This window comes from Bombilactobacillus sp. ESL1187, from assembly GCF_058107155.1.
In genome coordinates this window covers 1,041,956-1,061,801 of sequence record NZ_JBYLTZ010000001.1, presented here as the reverse complement: position 1 = coordinate 1,061,801, position 19,846 = coordinate 1,041,956, and the positions used below count along the sequence as shown (strand labels likewise).

General features: G+C 40.7%; 8 protein-coding genes. All 8 read right to left on the bottom strand.

Features of this window, described 5'->3' with window-relative positions; translation table 11 throughout:
* Positions 1 to 54: 54 nt before the first annotated feature.
* The gene (locus AC3B5B_RS05035; protein ID WP_489769488.1) at positions 55 to 1,944 is read right to left on the bottom strand and encodes a mucin-binding protein; all 1,890 of its coding nucleotides are present in this window, start codon (positions 1,942 to 1,944) and stop codon (positions 55 to 57) included.
* 168 nt (positions 1,945 to 2,112) lie between these two features.
* A complete protein-coding gene (locus AC3B5B_RS05030; protein ID WP_489769487.1) occupies positions 2,113 to 14,643 on the bottom strand; it encodes a DUF1542 domain-containing protein in 12,531 nt (4,176 codons plus the stop codon).
* A 262-nt stretch (positions 14,644 to 14,905) separates the two neighbouring features.
* Positions 14,906 to 15,439: a TetR/AcrR family transcriptional regulator gene (locus tag AC3B5B_RS05025; RefSeq protein ID WP_489769486.1), complete on the bottom strand. Its 534-nt coding sequence runs from the start codon at positions 15,437 to 15,439 to the stop codon at positions 14,906 to 14,908.
* Between the two features lie 181 nt (positions 15,440 to 15,620).
* Complete coding sequence (locus tag AC3B5B_RS05020) at positions 15,621 to 16,328, bottom strand: MgtC/SapB family protein (RefSeq protein ID WP_489769485.1); 708 nt, start codon at positions 16,326 to 16,328, stop codon at positions 15,621 to 15,623.
* A gap of 150 nt (positions 16,329 to 16,478) precedes the next feature.
* Entirely contained in the window at positions 16,479 to 16,691 is a 213-nt protein-coding gene (locus AC3B5B_RS05015) for a DUF2922 domain-containing protein (RefSeq protein WP_489756682.1), read from the bottom strand.
* Positions 16,692 to 16,702: 11 nt separating this feature from the next.
* Positions 16,703 to 16,921 carry a DUF1659 domain-containing protein gene (locus tag AC3B5B_RS05010; protein WP_489756683.1) on the bottom strand — a complete coding sequence of 73 codons (219 nt, stop codon included), beginning with the start codon at positions 16,919 to 16,921 and terminating at the stop codon, positions 16,703 to 16,705.
* A gap of 300 nt (positions 16,922 to 17,221) precedes the next feature.
* Complete coding sequence (locus AC3B5B_RS05005) at positions 17,222 to 18,901, bottom strand: hypothetical protein (protein WP_489769484.1); 1,680 nt, start codon at positions 18,899 to 18,901, stop codon at positions 17,222 to 17,224.
* On the bottom strand, positions 18,901 to 19,626 hold the full coding sequence (locus tag AC3B5B_RS05000; protein WP_489769483.1) for a MucBP domain-containing protein: 726 nt from the start codon (positions 19,624 to 19,626) through the stop codon (positions 18,901 to 18,903). The genes AC3B5B_RS05005 and AC3B5B_RS05000 overlap by 1 nt, the downstream gene beginning before the upstream one ends.
* Positions 19,627 to 19,846: the final 220 nt, after the last annotated feature.

The window sequence follows — 19,846 nt, the reverse complement described above, 5'->3', positions numbered from 1 at the left end:
AGCGACAATTGTTGGAGTAATTGTCGTTTTTTAAATATTTTTAATTTAAATTAATTAGTTTTTTAGGTAGTAAATATCCACAATTTGATTAGTATCAGTAGCTACAACATCCTGCGCATCAACCTTAGACTGATTGGCTTGATAACCGTTAATTGTAGGAACAGTAACTGCAGCCCATTTGCCGGTATTCCAATCACCGTAAACTGTCTGTCCAGTATTTACATCAAGATCAACACTGCGATTGAGAACAACTACTTGGTTTTGTGTCTTGATAATGCCACTGGGATAATGAATATTGATAGTCCGCACCACCGTCTTCGTTTGCATTTGCGTTTGTTTAGCGACTGCAACTTGCAACACTTGATCTCCAGACGCATCAACTGTTACTGTTGCTTGCGGAAAATCAATAATATCGTAACCAGCAGGGGCATGATAATTGATATTCAATACATCACCAAGATAACCAGTTAATTTTTGAGTACCAACTACTTGACCAGCTAAAACATATTGAATTGTAACAGTTTGTTCAGCTGGTGTGTAATAAATATCCACAGTTTGATCCATTGAATCAGCTGTAATGTCAGTTGCTGGCACTTGTGTGACATTTGCTTGATAACCCGCAATCTCTGGAACATCATATTCTGACCATTGCACTTTAGACCAATCACCATAAGTTGTGGTGCCATCATCATGCTTAGTAACAACCCGTTGAATCATGCCTGTTTGCGTCTGCGTTTGAATCGAACCATCTGGTTGATGGAGATTAATAGTACGTGTTACTGCCCTAGCTTCAACATCTCTTGGAACTGGATTTTCAGTATCCCAATCATAAGTAGTAACTTGATTACGTCCTGGCATATTCATCAATTCATGAGAAGTGTATTTTGTGCCTTGATCTGATCCACTAGTTGCTATCCAATATGGTGATTGAACAACCAAATTGGTACCTGCTACTGGTGTTCCTTGCACAGGAACATCTGGTAAATCAGCATTACTAAATGCCTCCATATCATTATCATAATAATTATAAAAACGCAGGTTGCTTCCCAATACTAAATGAGAAAGATTAACATCATTAGCAAACATATACTCAAATTTATAATTCTCTAAATTATTCATTTTAAGACTGCTGAGATTGAGACTTTGTAAAGAAATATTATTATCAAACATCCCCATCATGTCGTCAACTTTATCAGTATTAAAAGTACTAAGATCTAAATTCTTCAGACTTCTATCTTGAATAAACATATAACTCATATCAGTCACATTAGACGTATCAAGATAATTTAAGCCGTTGATTTTCTGTAAATTGGGTAAGTAAGCAAAAAAGTACACTAAATTATCGTTTACCGACACACCTTGATCAAAATTTATTTCGGTTACTTCATTATTATATTCATCATATCCCAATACTTCATCATAAATTCCGGTTCCTCGATTTTCTATCTGTCCGGCATGAAAAGTTAAAGTATAGTCATTTCCTTGATGTATAAAATCCCAATTACTGGTTCCCCAAGTACCACTAGTAATTAACTCACTACTTGATGGGGAATTATCTGAAATAGAATTACTGTCCGGAGTAATTGTCACAGAAGTAGCTGGAGCAGTAGACTCCGATTGTTCACTAGTTGAATCAGTAGCTGCACTACCAGCTTGTAAAGCAGGACTATTATTTGCATCGTTAATATCACTTGGCTGCAAACTATTATTAGCCGCACTATCTGAGAGTACATTACTATCTGAAGTATTGGCAGCCACCTCAGTGGTCGCATCTGATGTTGTTGCCACAGGATTTACATCAGTAGTGGAATTTGTTGGAGTATTTTGAACTGTGGTTTCTGTAGTGGCAGTTGTATCGGCATAAATTTGTTGTTGCGTCAATACCAAACCACAGACTAATCCCAAAAAGACCCCAGCTGTTGTTATTTTTTTCTTCGAATTCATTCGTAGATTCCTTTTTTGCATATTTTTTAAATTATAATTAAATATTAAAACTATTAATTAAAAAATCAAGTATAATATTAAAAACATTGCAAATATGAATTAAAAATTACATTTTAAAGCATATAAAAAAGCAATTCTTCACATTAGAAGAATTGCTTTTCTTTGGTTCTAGTCACTTAAAACATTTTGTTGTTCAACCCATTCGTTAGCGGCAACTCGGTAATAAACATGACCATTAACAATTAATTGGTAATCATAACGCCATGCATTAGTATTCGCTAAGGTTTGAGTGGTCGATTTAACCATTAAGCTTTTGGCCGCATCATAAACATAAACTGCAACATTAGAATTATTCACTGCTAATGTGCCCACTTTTTTATTAATAACCATAGCTTGTGGTGTCCAATTAATATCAGAAGCTGCCAAGTATTCATTTGGTGCAACTTGGTAATAAGCCTGACCATTAATCATTTCTTGAGCACCATTAGTCAACCACTGAGTACCAGCAGTCAAACTGCGGTTAGCAATGATTTGTCCTTCGGCATCATAGACAGGAACGGTCTTTTGTGCTAAGTCTGAGCGTACGGTCAAGACTCCATCAACTACCGTTGCTTGCTTAGCCGTATTAAAGTTCACGTCACTCGCCTTCAGATATTCGTTTGGTGCCACGTGATAGTAAAGTTCACCATTAATCATGGTACGATTATTGGTCTTCCAACTAGTCTTTGCTCCGACTACACGATCAATAGCTTGACCATTTTGATCATACAAGGTCACAAAGCCCGCATTAACGTTTGGTTTAACCGTAACTACCCCAGAAATAGCAGTGTTCGTTGGTGTCGTAGTTGGTTGTTTATCTGCATCCGAATCATCTGTGCTTGGCAACGTAATGATTGGTGGTTGATTATCTAATACCATATCCCGTAATAAAGAATTAAAGTTTTCAATACCAGCAATTCCATTCAAGGCCGCACCCGTATTCGTAGTACTATCATTCACTTCTTGTTGCGCTGCAGCATGGTTATCAGCTAACTGTTGTTTTAACTGATCCTTCTTAGCTTGAGAAATATGCAAATCATCAATTTGCTTATTAGCCGTTGCTAAAGCCTGATATAAAGCTTGGTTGGCATCTGCTTTGGCTTGATTGACATCACTAGCAACATTTTGAACGGTCACTGCATGAATTGCTTGAATACCTTGATCACTAGCGATATGCACAGCTGCTGAAGACTGAGCTTGCTTGACTTGCAATTTGGCTTGATCAAACGCACTTTGGGCATTAGCCAGTAAAGCTTGCTTTTTATCATCGGTTACTGTCATAGCATTGATTAACTGATTAGCGTTAGTCAAAGCATTTTGTAACGCTGCAATGGCATCAGTTTGCGCTTGCGCTAAGTTGTGATTAGTATTGGCTGCTACCAAATCATTGAGCGCTTTAGAACCTGCAGTTTGCGCCGTTGTTGCGGCAGTAATTTGTGTAGCCTGATTAATTGCCGTCAGTGCTTGATCATAAGCTTGTTGAGCTTGCTGTATTAAAGCAGTCTTTTGCTTAGGTGCTAAGTTCATAGCATTAATAGCCTGATTAGCCGCATTCAACGAAGCTTGCAAATCGTGTTGAGCATTTAACTTGGCAGTTGCTAACGCATCAGCGTCAGCCTGTTGGGCGCTAGTCACAACCGCAGTCAATTGTTTTACACCGTCAGTTTGCGCTGTCGTTACAGCCATTGGTGTTTGAGCCGCATTTACTGCTGAAATTGCAGCATCATGCGCTTGTTGAGCTTGACTCTTGAAGTCTGCTTTTTGCTTAGCCGTCAAGTTGGATAATTGATCAATGGCCGCATTAACTTGAGCTAGCTGATCAGCTAAAGCTTGTTGGGCAACAGTTTGGGCATTAGTCAATTCAAAAGCAGCTATAGCAGTATCGGCAGTTGTAGCAATTTGCTTCGTACCATCAGCTTGGGCTGCCTGCAAATCAGTTGGATTATGTGTGTCATTAACTTTGGTTTTTGCTTGCTCAACAGCAGCTTGCACTTGTTGTTTTGCAGTGGCTTTTTGCTCGGCTGTTAAGCTGGAAGCATCAATTTTAGCATTGGCCGCCGTTTGCGCATTGGTTAATTCTGTCACTACGGCTGCTTGAGCTTGGCTTAAAGCATAAGCATCAGAACCTTCTGCGGTGTCCAAAACTTTGTCAATATTCGTCTTACCTTCAGCTTGGGCGCTGGTCACATCAGCAACCGTCTTTGCCGCATTAACTGCCGCTATTGCAGCATCATGCGCTTGTTGGGCTTGGTTCTCCAGGTCAGTCTTTTGTTGATCCGTTAAATTCTTGAGTTTATCGATTTGTGCATTGATATTCGATAATTCAGTATCTAATTTTTGCTGAGCAGCTGCTTGGGCATTGGCTAATTCACCCGCGGCAATGGCAGCAGCACCGGCTTGGGTAATTGCAGCCTGACCGTTATCTTGTTCTGTGGCTAGATCAGTTGGGTTAGTAGCCGCATTAACTTTAGCAGCAGCGACATCATAAGCGTCCTGAACTTTTTGTTTAGCAGCTTGCTTTTGCTCATCACTTAAGCTAGAAGCAACAATCTTATTATTAGCAGCTTTTTGTGCAGCAGACAAAGCAGCTAAAACGTCAGTCTTACTATTTTGAAGTGCCGTAGCATCAGAAGTATTGGCAGTATCCAAGACTTTGTCAATGTTCGTCTTACCTGTATTTTGTGCGTTTGTCACATCGCCTACATTCGTTGCCGTGTTAACTGCCGTCATCGCATCATCATGAGCCTTTTGTGCTTGCGCTTTAGCAGCAGACTTTTGATCAGCTGTTAAGTTCTGTAATTGATCAATTTTACCTTTAACTTTATCCAATTCAGAATCTAAGGCCGCTTTAGCTGCTGTTTGCGCGTTCGCTAATTCACCCGCGGCAATGGCATCAGCACCGGCTTGAGTAATCGCATTTTTGCCATCAGTCTGTGATTTGTTCATATCAGTTGGATTAGTAGCACTATTAACTTGGGCTGCTGCTGCATCATAAGCGTCCTGAACTTTTTGTTTAGCAGCCGTCTTTTGCTCATCTGTCAAACTGGAAGCAGCAATCTTATCATTAGCAGCTTTTTGTGCATCACTTAATGCAGTTAAGGCATTAGTTTGGCTTTGACCCAAGGCGCTAGCGTCATCACTCTGAGCCGTTGTTAAAGCAGCACCAATCTTAGTAACACCCGTAGTTTGTGCACTAGTAACATCAGCTACTGTGGTTGAATTATTAACCGCGTTGAGCGCAGCATCGTGGGCCTTTTGCGCTTGAGATTTAGCCACGGCTTTTTGGTCAGCTGTTAGATTCTGTAATTGATCAATTTTACCTTTAACCTTATCTAGTTCAGAATCTAAGGCCGCTTTAGCTGCTTTTTGCGCATTCGATAATTCACCCGCGGTAATGGCAGCATCTCCGGCTTGCATAATCGCATTTTTGCCATCAGTCTGTGCTTTGTTCATATCAGTTGGATTAGTAGCACTATTAACTTGGGCTGCTGCTGCATCATAAGCAACTTTAACTTTTTGCTTAGCAGCTTGCTTTTGCTCATCACTTAAGCTAGAGGCATCAATCTTATCATTAGCAGATTTTTGCGCATCATTTAATGCTGTTAAGGCAGCTGTTTTACTTTGACCTAAAGCATTTTTGTCATCAGTTTGAGCAGTCGTTAAGGCTTTGTCGATGTTTGTCTTACCTGTCTCTTGTGCACTGGTGACATCAGCTACTGTTGTCGCAGTGTTAACTGCTGTAACGGCATCATTATAAGCTTGTTGTGCTTGCGCTTTAGCAGTAGCTTTTTGCGTATCCGTTAAATTCTTAAGTTGATCAATTTCATTATTAACTTTATCTAATTCATTATCTAAAGCATCCTTAGCCGCAGACTGCGCATTCGCTAATTCACCCACAGCGATGGCATCAGCACCGGCTTGCGTAATCGCTGCCTGGCCAGTACTTTGTGCTGCTTGTAAATCTGCGGGATTTGTCGCTGACTTAACTTGTTGTGCTGCTTTATCATACGCAGCTTGCACCTGTTGTTTAGCCGCCGTCTTTTGCTCAGCCGTTAAACTGGAAGCATCAATCTTGGTATTAGCGTCGTTTTGTGCCGTCGTTAAAGCAGTTAAAACATTAGTTTGACTTTGACCCAAAGCGCTAGAATCATCACTCTTAGCTGTCTCTAAAGCAGCGTCAATCTTGGTAATCCCGGTATTTTGTGCACTGGTTACGTCAGCAATGGTTGTTTCCGCATTCACGGTCTTAATCGCATTATCATGGGCTTGCCGCGCCTGATTCTTAGCAGTAGCTTTTTGCGTATCCGTTAAATTCTTAAGTTGATCAATTTCATTATTAACTTTATCTAATTCAGAATCCAAAGTATCCTTGGCTGCTGCTTGGGCATTCTCCAATTCATCAGCAGCAATAGCATTGTCACCAGCTTGCGTAATCGAAGCCGTACCAGCACTTTGGGCAGCTGCTAAATCAGTTGGATTCGTTGCTAAATTAACTTGTGCTGCAGCCGAGTTGTAAGCAGCTTGCACTTGTTGTTTGGCAACTTGTTTTTGCTCATCACTTAAGCTAGAAGACTCAATCTTGGCATTAGCAGCGTTTTGTGCCGTCGTTAAAGCAGTTAAGGCATTAGTTTGGCTTTGACCCAAAGCCTTATTGTCATCAGTTTGAGCCGTTGTTAAAGCAGCGTCAATCTTCGTAATGCCCGCAGTTTGGGCACTAGTAACATCAGCTAACGTTGTTGCCTGATTCACAGCTGTGATTGCAGTATCATACGCTGTTTGTGCTTGGGCTTTAGCAGCAGCTTTTTGGTCAGCTGTTAAGTTCTGTAATTGGTCAATTTGATCCTTGACCTGAGATAATTCAGCAGCTAATTTTTGTTGAGCTGCTGTTTGCGCGTTCACTAATTCACCCATTGCAATAGCATCAGCACCCGCTTGTGTAATCGCAGCCTGACCGTCAGTTTGTGCTTGGTCCAAATCAGTTGGGTTAGTAGCGCTATTAACTTTTTCTACCGCAGCATTATAAGCAGCTTGCACTTGTTGTTTAGCAGCTTGTTTTTGCTCATCGCTTAAGCTAGAAGCCTCAATCTTGGCATTAGCATCGTTTTGCGCAGCAGCCAAGGTATCTACAACATCACTCTTACTACTTTGAAGAGCTGCAGCATCAGAAGCACTAGCAGTATCCAAAGCTTTATCAATGTTCGTTTTACCCGCATCTCGTGCAGTTGTCACATCAGCTACCGTTGTTGCCGCACTAACCGCCGTCATTGCAGCATCACGGGCTTTTTGTGCTTGCGCTTTAGCGTCGGCTTTTTGATCAGTGGTTAAGTTCTGCAATTGATCAATTTGATCGTTAACCGTCTGTAATTCAGCATCTAAAGTGCTGTGAGCTGCAGACTTTGCATTGGCTAATTCACCAGCAATAATCGCATTATTAGCAGCCGTATTGATGTCATTAACGCCGTTGTTTTGCGCAGAAGTTAACTCAGTTGGACCGGTAGCTGCTTTAACCTTATCTATTGCTGCATTATAAGCAATTTGCACTTTTTGCTTGGCGGCTGCTTTTTGTTCATCTGTTAAAGTAGAATTATCAATTTGACTATTGGCCGCAGTTTGCGCAGTTGTTAAAGCAGCAGTGGCAGAGTTTTGACTGTTTTGAAGATCACTAGCGTCATCATTATTAGCCATATTCAGTGCTGCATTAATATTTTCAATTCCCGTCTTTTGAGCATTAGTGACATCAGCTACTGTTGTCGCCGTGTTAACTGCCGTTACAGCATTATCATGCGCCGTTTGTGCTTGGTTCTCAGCGTCGGCCTTTTGATCAGCCGTCAAGTTCTGTAATTGACCAATTTGGCTTATGACATTGGCTAAATCTGTGTCTAAAGCAGTTTTAGCAGCATCCTGAGCATTGATCAATTCACTAGCGGAAATAGCAGCAGCGCCAGCTTGTATAATCGCATTTTTACCATCAGTTTGTGCCTGGTCTAACTCGGACGGATTAGTAGCAGTATTAACTTGGGCTACGGCTGCATTATAAGCTGCTTGAACTTTTTGCTTAGCAGCAATCTTTTGTTCATCACTTAAACTAGAAGCAGCAATTTCATCATTAGCAGATTGTTGAGCAGCAACCAAAGCAGCCAAAACATCATTCTTACTATTTTGGAATGTTGTTGCATCAGAATCATTGGCGGTCTTCAAGGCATCATCAATATTCGTTTTGCCTGTCTCTTGGGCAGCTGTTACGTCAGCCACCGTTGTCGCCGCATTAATCGTCTCAACTGCATCATCATAGGATTTTTGCGCTTGCGCTTGGGCGTCGGCTTTTTGGTCAGCTGTTAAGTTCTGTAATTGGTCAATCTGATCCTTGACCTGAGATAATTCAGCAGCTAATTTTTCTTGAGCTGTCGCTTGCGCATTCGCTAATTCACCAGCGGTAATGGCATTATCGCCAGCTTGCAGAATCGCATTTTTACCATCAGTTTGTGCTTGATCCAAAGCAGTTGGGTTATTAGCACTATTAACTTGGGCTACGGCTGCATCATAAGCGTCCTTAACTTTTTGTTTGGCAGCCGTTTTTTGCTCATCACTTAAGCTAGAAGCAGCAATCTTAGCGTTGGCATCGTTTTGTGCCGTAACTAAAGCATTTAAAGCGGTAGTTTGATTTTGACTCAAGACATTATTGTCATCAGTCTGGGCCGTTGTTAAGGTAGCATCAATATTGGCAATCCCCGTATTCTGTGCACTAGTGACATCAGCTACCGTTGTCGCCGTGTTAACTGCAGTTACAGCATTATCATGCGCTGTTTGTGCTTGATTCTCAGCGTCGGCCTTTTGATCAGCGGTCAAGTTCTGTAATTGAGCAATTTTACCTTTAACTTTATCTAATTCAGAATCCAAAGCCGTTTTAGCTGCTGTTTGCGCATTCGATAATTCACCCGCGGTAATAGCAGCAGCACCGGCTTGCGTAATCGCCGTCGTGCCAGCAGTTTGTGCTGCTTGTAAATCTGCGGGATTCGTCGCTGCTTTAACTTGTTGTGCTGCTGCATCATAAGCGTCCTGGACTTTTTGCTTAGCCGCCGTTTTTTGCTCAGTCGTTAAACTAGAAGCCTCAATTTTAGCGTTGGCATCGTTTTGTGCCGTAGCTAAGGCAGTCAAGGCCGTAGTTTGGCTTTGAGCCAAGGCACTAGCATCATCACTCTTAGCTGTCTCTAAAGCAGCGTCAATCTTAGTGATCCCGGTATCTTGTGCACTGGTTACGTCAGCAATGGTTGTTGCTGCATTTATGTCTTTAATCGCAGCATCGTAGGCCTTTTGTGCTTGTGTTTTAGCGGCGTCTTTTTGATCAGAGGTTAAGTTTTGTAATTGATCAACTTGATCATTGACTTGCGATAATTCAACAGCTAATTTTTGTTGAGCTGCTGTTTGCGCGTTCACTAATTTACCCGCAGCAATAGCATCCTCACCCGCTTGTGTAATCGCCGTCGTACCAGCAGTTTGTGCTGCTTGTAAATCTGCGGGATTTTTCGCTATCTCAACTTGTTGTGCTGCTGCATCATAAGCATCCTGAACTTTTTGCTTAGCCGCCGTCTTTTGATCAGCAGTCAAACTGGAAGCCTCAATTTTGGCGTTGGCATCGTTTTGTGCCGTAGCTAAGGCAGTTAAGGCATTAGTTTGGCTTTGCCCCAAAGCCTTAGTGTCATCACTCTTAGCTGTCTCTAAAGCAGCGTCAATCTTAGTAATCCCGGTATTTTGTGCACTGGTTACGTCAGCAATGGTTGTTGCTGCATTCACGTCCTTAATCGCAGCATCATGATCCGCTTTTGCTTGAGACTTAGCAACCTGCTTTTGATCAGCTGAAAGGTTTTGTAATTGATCAATCTGATCATTGACTTGCGATAATTCAGCGTCTAATTTTTGTTGGGCTGCTGTTTGCGCATTGGCTAATTTACCTGCCGCAATAGCATCCTCACCAGCTTGCGTAATCGAAGCTGTACCCGCACTTTGGGCAGCTGCTAAATCAGTTGGATTCGTTGCTAAATTAACTTGTGCTGCAGCCGAGTTGTAAGCAGCTTGCACTTGTTGTTTGGCAGCTTGTTTTTGCTCATCACTTAAGCTAGAAGCCTCAATCTTAGCATTAGCGTCGTTTTGCGCCGTCGTTAAAGTAGTTAAGGCATTAGTTTGGCTTTGCCCCAAAGCCTTATTATCATCAGTTTGAGCCGTTGTTAAAGCAGCGTCAATCTTCGTAATACCCGCAGTTTGGGCACTAGTAACATCAGCTACCGTTGTGGCCTGATTCACAGCTGTGATTGCAGCATCATACGCTGTTTGTGCTTGGGCTTTAGCAGCAGCTTTTTGTGTATCCGTTAAGTTCTGCAATTGATCAATTTGATCATTTACCCGAGATAATTCAGCAGCTAATTTTTGTTGAGCTGCTGTTTGCGCGTTCACTAATTCACCTGCCGCAATAGCGTCAGCACCGGCGTTCGTAATGGCTGTCTGGCCAGCAGTTTGTGCTGCTGCTAAATCAGTCGGATTCTTAGCACCATTAACTTGTGTTACTGCTGCATCATAAGCAGCTTGCACTTGTTGTTTGGCAGCTTTTTTTTGCTCATCACTTAAGCTAGAAGCTTCAATCTTGGCATTAGCGTCATTTTGTGCCGTAGTTAAAGCAGTTAAGGCAGCAGTTTGACTTTGACTCAAAGCCTTAGTGTCATCAGTCTGAGCCGTTGTTAAAGCGGCGTCAATCTTACTAATTCCCGTTTTTTGAGAAGTTGTGACATCAGCTACCGTTGTGGCCTTATTAACAGCCGTAACAGCAGCATCATGGGCTGTTTGCGCTTGGGCTTTAGCAGCAGTTTTTTGCGTATCCGTTAAGTTCTGCAATTGCTCAATCTGATCATTGACTTGCGATAATTCAGCGTCCAAAGCTTTTTTAGCACTAGCTTGCGCATTGGCTAATTCACCTGCAGTAATCGCAGTATCTGCTGCATTGGCAATAGCACTTTGACCATTCTTTTGGGCCGTTTGTACAACAGTTGGGTCAGTCGCAGCATTGACTTGCGTCTTGGCCGAATCAAATGCTGTCTGTACCTTTTGTTTAGCGGCTTTCTTTTGGGCAGCACTCAAACTTGAACCATCAATTTTGGTATTGGCTGTCGTCTGTGCTTGAGTTAAAGCTGCTAAAGCGGCTGTTTGGGCCGCATTCAAAGCATCACTACTATTAGCAGTATCTAAAACCGCATCAATATTAGTAATCCCTGTTTTTTGCGCTAGAGAAACTGAGGCGTGATCAGCAGCGGCGTTCACATTCGTTACAGCATCATCGTGAGCTTTTTGTACTTGCGCTTTTAATGCAGTGACTTGAGTGGTTGTCAGGTTTTTCAAACCGTCAATTTGATCATTAACCGTTGCTAACTCAGTATCTAAAGCTTGAGTAGCAGCTAATTTATCGTTAGCCAACACACCAGTATTAATTGCGTCCATGGCTGCTTGATTCATCTGTGTTTGACCAGTTTTTTCAGCAGTCGTGGCTGCCTGGCTATCAGTAGCAGCATTAATTTTCTTTTCAGCAGCTGTATATAAATTATCGACTTGAGTCATGGCCGCTACTCTTTGCTCAGCTGTTAATTTCGACTTGCTCAATTGATTATGTGCTGCCGTTTGCGCAGCCTTTAACGCAGTAATGGCATCCGCTTTAGCCTTCGTCAAAGCGGTAGTATCATCATCTTGCGCCGTCTTAGCCACGGCATCAATTGCGGTCACACCAGCTGTTTGCGCATTAGTTATATCAGTTGTATTTGTAGCAGCTGTTACTTGAGCAACAGCTGTGTCATGTGCTTGTTGGGCTTGGGCTTTTAAAGTAGTTTTTTGCGTATCTGTTAAATTCTTAAAACCATTAATCTGACCATTAACTTTCGTCAATTCATCATCCAAGGTCTTTTGGGCAGCAGACTTTGCGTTATCTAAAGCACCCGTTGCAATGGCTGTTTGCGCCGCCGCATTAATTGCTGCTACCCCGTTAGTTTGAGCAGTATTAATTGCATCAGCAGATGTAGCCAAATTAACACTCTTTGCCGCCGTTGTATAAGCGTCAGCAACGGCTTGTTGAGCAGTTTGTCTTTGAGCATCAGTTAAGTTAGCTTTAGCGATTTGGTCATTAGCTGCTGTTTGGACGGCTTGCAGTGCTTGAATAGCCGTATCTTTGGTGCTTTGTAAAGCTGCAGCCGCGGCGGCGGCAGCCTCTGGATCAAAGTCTAACGGTTCAATACTATCAACAAAATCCTTATTAGCTGACAGCTCTAAATGATCACCTGGTTGTAATGTATTGGCCGGGATGGCAAAAGAGAAATTACCTTGCGCATCACTTTGCGCCACATACTTAGGTGCACTATCACGCCAATACTTATCTGATGTGTCAAGCGTCCCCGGTAATGGCGTCGTTGTGCCATTACTATGTTTCACTACCACATAAATATATGCATTGGTGTTATTGGTATGACCTGATACAACCGTCTTATCTGGATCAATCGTTGCTTGGTCAACGTCCACAAACGGTCCTGCCGACACAAATTCGATTCTAGAGCCAGTTAAATCCTTACCACTTAGATCACTCACTACTGGTTGTTCGGAAGCATAATTCTCACCGACGATATCACTCGCTGCACTGGCATCTGCAGGATCGTTAATCGTACCAACTGTATCGCTACTGATATTCATGTTTAACTTATCTAGCGGACCAGAAACTGTACCATCAGCACTAATATATTTCACATCATTTAAAGCAAATTGCCCGTCACTAATTAAATGGGCATTACTATTTGTAGTGGCATCTAAGACAAAGTCTTGGGGGTTATCAATATTCACATGAGCACCCGCAATATTTAACAGCGTCGTCGCCCCTGTACCGTCAACCTGGGCTTTAAATGTCCCACCAGTTAAATTAATGGTACCGTTAGTGATATTCAAAATAGGGCCATTAAAGTCATTCATATTTTGGCCGACAATTTCAAAATCAGCTTTGTTATCAACCTGTAAGGTACCACTAATATTTACTAATCCCGAGTAAATAGAACCATTGTTTTTTATATTGACTTTGGATCCTTGTTCCAGATGTAAACTAGAACCAGATCCTAAATTAATCGCTTGAGCCGTATCTTTAGCATCATCACCAACAACATTAATATTCAAAATAGAACCAGCTTGAGCATCAATGGTTCCAGCACTACTAATATAAATTCCAGCAACATTACTACCCGAATTTTGAGCACTAAGCCCATGACTATGGGCATTAAGGTTAACAGTTGCGCCCTTTTCTAAGGTAACCGTTCCAGCCCCTTCAATATCAATTACATCATCTTTATAAGTTGTTCCAGTAAAAGTGGAGCCCTCAGTAAAGTCAACTTTCCCACTACCACTAATCTCAATGACTTGTTGATAATCATCAATTGGTTTAATTACACTATTATCGTATGGACTGACGTAACTAGGTACTGATGAAGCCGAAACATTACCCTTAATGATTACTGTTTGCCCATTGCTAGCATGAATCATCTGGGCTCCAGTATAAGAAATATTATCAAAGGTAATCGTAGGTGTTCCTTGAGGATTAACCACCCCCCAGTAGGTGGAACCATAAATATCTAAATTTTGAAAAGTAATATCCCCCGAGGTAACAACTCGATTGCCACGCATATCTAAATAATAACGATGATCATCAGCTGATTTAACAGTTACCGTTCGATTATCTCCAACGTAAATATCACTATTAGACATATCAGATGCAGTGATTGTAATATCGTTTAACAAAACAATAGTTTTAATTTTATCAATATCAGCTGAATAACCCCCACCAATATTACGAGGAGCCAGCGCGGCTAAAAACTGGTGTGCTGTACTGATATAAACCGTTCCAGTATCGTCTGGTTGTAAAGCGGGATCATCGTCGTATAAGTAATTCGCGATGTGCGGTTTCGTACTTGTAATAGAATTAGATGCACTCGCTGCTGGCGTTGCATCAGTAGCAGTTGGAGTTGTAGAAACATTTTGACTAGCATCCGCGGCTGGCGTTCCAGAAACATTCGCTACACTGGCTGGCGTTTGATCAGTATTAGTAGTTGAAGTGGTATCCGTAGTATTAGTCGTCGCTGGTGCAGACGCAGGGTCAGTTGTGGACGTAGTAGTCACATTCGTATTTGTTGTAGATGTATTATTAGCATCTGACGCCGTATTAGTCGTGGTCAAACTCGTTGCTTGTTGCACAATCGTTTGCACTTGAGCTTGCGCCGTAGCTTGAACTTGTGTGAGCTCAGTGGTGGTTTGGGCTTGTTCCACTTGAGCGGCAAATTGGTCATTGATTCCCTGCAACTGTTGTAACAAGTTGGCTTTTTGCGTAGCATCAATGGTTAAATTGTTAATCTGGCTAGTTGCCGTCTGCACACTTAAATTAATTGCATTTTTGGCCGCAATTTTGCCAGCTGCTAAATCACTTGTTGTTGCAGTAGTATCAGCAGTATTTTGATTATCCGTTGTAGGCGTTACTTGATTAACGCTATCTGGCGTGGCAGTTTCATCAGCTTGCACGCTCGTTTTATTCGTAGCCAACCACAAAGTGGACGAAAATAAAGTCACACCCATAGTTGCTAAAATTCGTTTCTTATTCATTAGTACGTTCTCCCCAATTAAGCAAAAACTATTTCAAACAATTGACAAAAATAAATTACGTTAAAACTGACTTTTCATTGTTTAACGATTGGAAAATTCCATTTGTTTATCGGCAAATAAACAAAAAAATATGCGCTTTTTACATTAGCACAATTAAATTCAAAATCCAACTCAAAAAATTGTGACAAATGCAACAAACACATATCCCGTTAATTAATTTTAATTTATTTTTTATTTAAATAAGAAACGCTCATTCAGCTAACTAGTCATGACCTAATTGTGCTAATTCTTTACTTAATTGCTCCACTGGCGTTTGCATATCTTCTTTAAACCACATTTTTACCGCCGCTAATGTGCCAAAGATGATATAAGTCACTTGAAAGTTACTTAACTCGTTGCCCTGCAAACTACTAATTTGATTCGCCAAGCGTGCTAAATCCCTTTCAAATTTTTCTGAAACGCTAGAATTAATCAAGATCAGACTGCGCTTCGGGTAACGCTTGATATAATTAAAAAAGCGCACGTAATAGTCATACATCGTTAACGGTTGATTATGATTATCCACTAATTGCGTTTGAATAAAGTTATCGATGATCGCAATCATCTCTTGTTCCATTGCTTCCAACACTTCGCTAGTATTGCGATAATATATGTAAAAAGTTGAACGATTGATGCCCGCTTTTTCACATAACTTCTTCACAGTAATTGTCATTAAATCGCTATGTTGTAATAGTTCAATTAACGACGTTTCAATTGCTTTTTTTGTATATTTCACACGCCGATCTTGTGTCCTCATTTACTCTATAATCCCCTTAATTGCCAACAGATTGCTTCCCATTCAGCATTCAACCGGACTAGTAACTACTTTCATCCAGTTGTCGAATCCACCAAGTATCTAGCTAAACACTACTATTAGCTAAATTGTTCTTAGATTCCTGATTTTTCAACTACCTTTTTGCAAAATTTCCTATTACTTGTTAAACACTAATTGTTTTGATTGACATTACATTAGAATTCATTGAAATATCTTCAATGATATCAGAATAATTCATTTTACTAGGAATTTCAATCTCATATATATTAGTGTAAATGTGCTCGTCAGCATCCGCTTGTTGCACATTAAAATTCACATCACGCACCGTAATATTATGCTGATTAAAATACTCCTGAATAAACTCTTTGGTTTCTTTCTTGTGATGATACTGTATCATAATTTTTTTGACGGGTGTAATATGCAAAACACGTTTTAAAAAACCTAACACAATAAAGACCACAATCGTGCCCGCAATAGCAATATCATAATTCCCCATTCCAATTGCCAAGCCTAAACCAGCAACCGTCCACAAACTAGCTGCGGTGGTTAGACCACGCACCGTATGATGATGCACCAAAATTGTTCCAGCACCTAAAAAACCAACCCCACTAACTACCTGCGCAATCAAACGCGCATCATCAGCGCGTAACACGCCCGCATAATGCGGATATCTAGCTGCCATGTTCAAAGCATTAAACCCAATCTCTTTTTGCATCATCGCAATAATACAAGCCCCAACACAAACTAAAATATGCGTTCTCACACCAGCGGAATGATTTTTTTGCTGGCGATTATAACCAATTAACCCCGCACAAAGCACTGCTAGCAGTAACCGCAAGATGATTTCGGTTAAAGGTAAATGTAAATCCATACGATTCTTCCTTTCTTCTATAAAATTTAGGTACAATGCTTTTAATTATACTCATTTTAACTGTGAATTTAAAATATTTATTATCGATTACATAAAAAAACGCTTTGCAAATTTTTTCTTTTGCAAAGCGTTCAGTTTAAACTTATTGATTTAAAACAACGGTGTTTCGATTGTTTCGACATATTCAGCCGTAGCTGGTTGATGATAGAGATCCACACCATCTTTTTGACACAACTGAGCTTGGGCAATCTGTTGCATTTGACTTAACACAACTTGTGAAGTCAAATCTTGGGCCACATTCTTCAACGTCAAAGAAACAATCTTACCTTCTTGGGTAGTGAAATTCATTTTTAATACTTTCATCTGCTAACCTCCTAATTTGCCTGATCAAAAATTAATTGCGAATGGACTGTTAAAGCGGCATCAATTAAACTTGCCCCTGGATTTAAGGCCGCTAACGCCCGACCGACGGTTGCGATTTGGTCATCACTCGGATCAGCAATCACATTCGTTAAATTTTGTTTGAATTGTTGATCACCATTACTTAAGTTAAAAACGAGACTACTATCTTGCCAATTACGTTGTTCTGCCATATTAATTCTCCTCCCTATTAATAGCAGTGGTTACCGGCCGGTAATTACTTGCTACACTATTAATAACGTTTCACCAAATAAAAACGGAACCAAATTAGTCAAAAGAATTTCCTTTTTGTAAAATTTATTCTATAATGTAAAAGGTAGTTATCTTATAGCTTCATAATTTTGGTTTCTAACTCGAAATTTTCATCAATAAAAAAGCCTACTTCAATAAGTAGACTTTTTTTATTGATGAAAATTATTGTTTGATTCCACCATTATAATAGTGGATTAGCTAGCTTTCTCGCTCAACTGTCGTTACTGACGATCTCTTGTCACATCAATATGAATACAATTAACCATTACAAAAATCAGTAATACTAAGCATGAGACTTTAAAGCTCAACCGGTCAATTTTAGTTGGTTGATAAGTTACTGTCACTTGATTAGTGCGTCTAGTGGTCTGAACTGTCAATAATCCGTGCGTTGAACCATACGCAGGCACCAAATGCTGATTAAGTCGCACTTGATACAATGGTCCATAATAAATTAACGGTAACTGTACTTGCGCAGTTCGAGGTTTCGTTTGAAAGTGATACGTTAATTGATTTAACCCACCAACTGGGTGAAATAACTTTTTCTGATCATTCACGTATCCTTGCCCCCAAGGTAACATCTTAATGACCCTTTGTGCGGATTTAGGATAATAATCATTCGGAATTGGATTGTCAGCGTACTGAGCAAAATTAGCATCCGTTAAATTAATTTTATCCCAATTAAAACGGTAATTAACTACCTTTTGCATGGAATTTAAAGTTGCACCACAACTGAGTAGCAACACCAATGCAGTCATCACTAAGCGCCCGTTACGGGCCGTGATTTGTCCACAAGCTTGTGCGGTACACCAAGTAATGCCGAGAGTATAAAATAAATTCAAGCGAAAAGGAAATTGCAACGTATTAATCACCGAATTTTTAAATAAGAACCAAGGAAAGCTCGGCGTCGTTAGCCAAAAGCTCACTAAGCTTAATGCAAAAATCACTTTCCAAGCGCGGGATAATTGGCGCCAACGCACAATTAGATACAGCAGTAGTAGCAAACTCAGGCCGAAAATAACAGGACCCGCGGTATGAGCCGGAAAGGTTAAATTATGCCATAAGGCTACTTTTTGCGCTCCCCAAGAGTAAGCCTTCATTTGGGTAGGAGCTACTTGCGTGGCTTTCAAACCACTGGGGGTCATTAAATAATGCTGGATAAATGGTCCCCAATACCAAACGCTTAGCCCCAAAGTCCAAAGTGTCGCCTTGAGATAAGTTTTAGTTTGTGCCCAACCAAGCGTACGCCGGATTACTAGTCCGACATACCAAACAATCAAACTCACGATGACTAACAACGTGGTCAAGACATGGCTAAATATCAAACCCACCATTGCCAAAATTAGAGCTTTCTTGCCACCTTGTTGCCGAGCGATACAATAAAAGCTGGCAAAAGCGAGGGGCACAAACATCGTTGCCAAAAATTCGCCCAAGTCAAAGCGCGTATACAACACTTGCATGCGGTAAAAAGAAAAAGTATACAAAATGGCAAAACTGACGCTAACTAAGCGTTTTTTAGTGACCTTATAAGCCGCAAAATCACACAAAATTAAGCTCAATAAATTACAGAGTCCCACGTATACATAGAGCGCCAAGACCGGATGATGGGTTAATTTAATCAAAATCACTAGCGGATACAATAACTGCGCTGGATAAAATAGATTCACCAAATTACCGGTTTGCCCAAAAGTATGAGTCGCCAGGTAGGGAAATTGCGTGAGCTTCACTTGTAACAATTCACTCAAGCGTGCCATATGAAAACTAAAATCGTCGCCCCAAATAAATTTGCGGTACCGAAAATAAATATAACTAAAAACTAGCCCTAAAACTAGATATAGTAAACCGATCCACCAATTTATGGACCCTTTACTTTTAGTGGTAGTTATCGTTACGGTTGTATTCATTATTTTAAGACAACCCGATTGGCTTTAATCCAGGCGCTATCAACAATATGATAGAACAAATCTTGGCCTATTTGGATTTGCCGATCAATTTGCAACTCCGTGCCATTATCCAATAATTGCTCTGGCAAATGATTAGCCACCGACTGATTTTCATCAATTTGCCATAACGTCACTTGCATATTATCTGGAATATTTACCGTGGCAGTGGCGTTAATTTGCTGTTCACTGGGACCATAGTCTTCTTCAATTTCTGGACGCAACTCTACATCACTAGCTCGCAACCATTGGTCACTGCCAATGTTATACAAAATGGTATCGCCAACTTGCTTTTGGCGCAAATAATTTAGATACATCTTCGACCAAGCCGTGGTGCCTAATAACGGATGGTTATTTTCATCGACCACCGGGACACTATCACCTAGCTCGCCCAACACTTCCAATTTATTGCTCATTTTACGGGTGCGTAATTTCGAAACATGAACCATCTCTTGAAACTGTTCCACTGTTTGATAGCGTAGTTCAATTTCTTGCACTTGATCGGCAATAAAGACTGGTTGTTGATCCGCTTCAACATCTAACTCTAATTTGGAAAAGTACAAATAGCCTTCAATTTGCGGGATTTCATATTCAATCACCGTTCCGACTTCACCTTGCAAAGTTTTGGCCGGCAATAATTCTTGACGTTTTAAATCTAAATACTTCACGACTGCTTGACCTTGTGTCATTAATTGGTCCTCCATTACAGTTTTTCACTATGGCAAAAGCTCAAAGTCACGACACCATCCCCAGCTAACTGAAACTGAGACAAAAAGGCTTTTCCGTCAATTGAAACGAATATTTGCTTTTTTAGTGTCCCAATCCTTTGAATTTTTAACCTTAGTCTCTTTATTATACCAAGCACAATTTATTTGCGTGCAAGATTATGTGGGAAATCTGAAAATTTTT

What these genes read in the sequence shown, in the direction of transcription:
- AC3B5B_RS05025 (WP_489769486.1), bottom strand. Translation starts at nt 15,439, where the DNA reads ATGAGGACACAAGATCGGCGTGTGAAATATACAAAAAAAGCAATTGAA.
- AC3B5B_RS05015 (WP_489756682.1), bottom strand. Translation starts at nt 16,691, where the DNA reads ATGAAAGTATTAAAAATGAATTTCACTACCCAAGAAGGTAAGATTGTT.
- AC3B5B_RS05035 (WP_489769488.1), bottom strand. Translation starts at nt 1,944, where the DNA reads ATGAATTCGAAGAAAAAAATAACAACAGCTGGGGTCTTTTTGGGATTA.
- AC3B5B_RS05000 (WP_489769483.1), bottom strand. Translation starts at nt 19,626, where the DNA reads ATGACACAAGGTCAAGCAGTCGTGAAGTATTTAGATTTAAAACGTCAA.
- AC3B5B_RS05030 (WP_489769487.1), bottom strand. Translation starts at nt 14,643, where the DNA reads ATGAATAAGAAACGAATTTTAGCAACTATGGGTGTGACTTTATTTTCG.
- AC3B5B_RS05010 (WP_489756683.1), bottom strand. Translation starts at nt 16,921, where the DNA reads ATGGCAGAACAACGTAATTGGCAAGATAGTAGTCTCGTTTTTAACTTA.
- AC3B5B_RS05020 (WP_489769485.1), bottom strand. Translation starts at nt 16,328, where the DNA reads ATGGATTTACATTTACCTTTAACCGAAATCATCTTGCGGTTACTGCTA.
- AC3B5B_RS05005 (WP_489769484.1), bottom strand. Translation starts at nt 18,901, where the DNA reads ATGAATACAACCGTAACGATAACTACCACTAAAAGTAAAGGGTCCATA.